This is a genomic window from Pseudomonas sp. Fl4BN1, assembly GCF_009908285.1.
Lineage (GTDB): Bacteria > Pseudomonadota > Gammaproteobacteria > Pseudomonadales > Pseudomonadaceae > Aquipseudomonas.
The window spans coordinates 1-2,467 of the sequence record NZ_JAAARM010000076.1 but is presented as its reverse complement, the minus strand read 5'-3'; the positions used below and the strand labels follow the sequence as shown (position 1 = coordinate 2,467).

Genomic DNA, 2,467 nt, shown 5'->3' with positions numbered 1-2,467 from the left:
ACCAGCGACGCCACCGGGTACACCGCCTGTTCGCGGCTGTACGGGTGGGACCATTCCCCCACCAGCTCGGCCGCAGTGTGCGGGGCGTTTTTCAGTGGGTTGTCGTCCTTGTCCAGCAGGCCGCTTTCCACCGCGCGGATTTCCTCGCGGATGCGGATCATCGCGTCGCAAAAACGATCCAGCTCTTGCCTGGATTCACTTTCGGTGGGCTCGATCATCAGCGTGCCGGCCACCGGGAACGACATGGTCGGGGCGTGGAAACCAAAGTCGATCAGGCGCTTGGCCACGTCATCGACACTGATACCGCTGCTGTCTTTCAGCGGGCGCAGGTCGAGGATGCATTCGTGGGCCACCAGGCCGTTGCTGCCGGTGTAGAGCACCGGGTAATGCTCTTCCAGGCGCCGCGAGATGTAGTTGGCATTGAGGATCGCCAATTGCGAGGCGCGCTTGAGGCCGGCGCCACCCATCATGCGGATGTACATCCAGGTGATCGGCAGGATGCTGGCGCTGCCGAACGGTGCGGCACAGACCGCGCCCTTCTTGTTTTCCAGCGCGGCGTGGCCGGGCAGGAACGGCGCCAGGTGCGACTTGACGCCGATCGGGCCGACGCCCGGGCCGCCACCGCCGTGGGGAATGCAGAAGGTCTTGTGCAGGTTCAGGTGCGACACGTCGCCGCCGAACTTGCCCGGGGCGCAGAGGCCGACCATCGCATTCATGTTGGCGCCGTCGATGTACACCTGGCCGCCGTTGTCATGAATGATCCCGCAGATTTCGCGGATGCCTTCCTCGAACACGCCGTGGGTCGAGGGGTAGGTGATCATCAGCGCGGCGAGGTGTTCGCGGTGCTCGATGGCCTTGGCCCGCAGGTCCTCGATGTCGACGTTGCCACGGGCGTCGCAGGCGGTGACCACCACGCGCATGCCGGCCATGTTGGCGGTGGCCGGGTTGGTGCCGTGGGCCGAGGATGGAATCAGGCAGATATCGCGACGGTCGTCGCCACGGCTCTGGTGATAGGCACGAATGGCCAGCAGGCCGGCGTACTCGCCCTGGGAACCGGCGTTGGGTTGCAGCGACACCGCGTCGTAGCCGGTGGCGGCGCACAGCATGGCTTCCAGCTCAGTGGTCAGTTGCTGGTAGCCGGCACTTTGCTCGGCCGGGGCGAACGGATGCAGCGCGCCGAACTCGGCCCAGGTGATCGGGATCATTTCGCTGGCGGCGTTGAGCTTCATGGTGCAGGAGCCCAGCGGGATCATGGTGCGATCCAGGGCCAGGTCCTTGTCTGCCAGCTTGCGCAGGTAGCGCATCAGCTCGGTTTCCGAGTGATAGCGGTTGAACACTGGGTGGCTGAGGATCGCCGACTGGCGTACCAGGGCTGCGGGGATGCTGCTGGTGACCGCCGCCGCGAGCGCGGTGAAGTCTGGCGCGGGCTTGCCGTCGGCCAGCAGGCTCCACAGGGTTTCAACATCGGCCGCAGTGGTGGTTTCGTCCAGGGACAGGCCCAGGCGCTCGGCGTCGATCACCCGCAGGTTGATGCCCTGGGCGCGAGCCTTGTCGTGCAGCGCGGCGGTGCGGCCGGCGGTGTGCAGGCTCAGGGTGTCGAAGAAGTTTTCCTGTTCCACGGCCAGGCCCAGCTGGCCCAGGCCCTTGGCCAGGATCGCGGTCAGGTGGTGGATGCGCTGGGCAATCTGGATCAGGCCCTTGGGACCGTGGTACACGGCGTACATGCTGGCGATGTTGGCCAGCAGCACCTGGGCGGTGCAGATGTTGCTGGTGGCCTTTTCGCGGCGGATGTGCTGCTCGCGGGTCTGCATCGCCAGGCGCAGGGCCGGCTTGCCGAAACGGTCCACCGAGACGCCCACCAGGCGGCCGGGCATGTCGCGCTTGAAGGCATCGCGAGTGGCGAAGTAAGCCGCGTGCGGGCCACCGAAGCCCAGCGGTACACCGAAGCGCTGGGCGCTGCCGATGGCCACGTCGGCACCGAACTCACCGGGCGGGGTCAGCAGGGTCAGGGCCAGCAGGTCGGCGGCCACCGCCACCAGGGCGTTGGCGGCGTGGAAGCGTTCGGTCAGTTCGCGGTAGTCGAACAGGTCGCCGTTGCTCGCCGGGTATTGCAGCAGCGCGCCGAAGAACGGGCTGAGGTCAGTCAGCTGGCGCTCATCACCCACCACCACATCGATCCCCAGGGGCTCGGCCCGGGTGCGTAGCACGTCGAGGGTTTGCGGGTGGCAATGCACCGAGGCGAAGAACGCGTGGCTGCCCTTGTTCTTGCTCAGGCGCTGGCAGAAGGTCATGGCTTCGGCGGCGGCAGTGCCTTCATCGAGCAGCGAGGCGTTGGCGATCGGCAGGCCGCTGAGGTCGCTGATCAAGGTCTGGAAGTTCAGCAGCGCTTCCAGCCGACCCTGGGAGATTTCCGGTTGGTACGGGGTGTAGGCGGTGTACCAGGCCGGGTTTTCCAGCAGGTTGCGCA

Annotated in this window: 1 protein-coding gene; it reads right to left on the bottom strand. The window is 66.6% G+C overall.

All coding sequences use genetic code 11. From position 1 onward, the window contains the following. The coding region (gene gcvP / locus GV818_RS33590) for an aminomethyl-transferring glycine dehydrogenase (RefSeq protein ID WP_161778734.1) at positions 1-2,467 on the bottom strand (2,467 nt) is incomplete at both ends.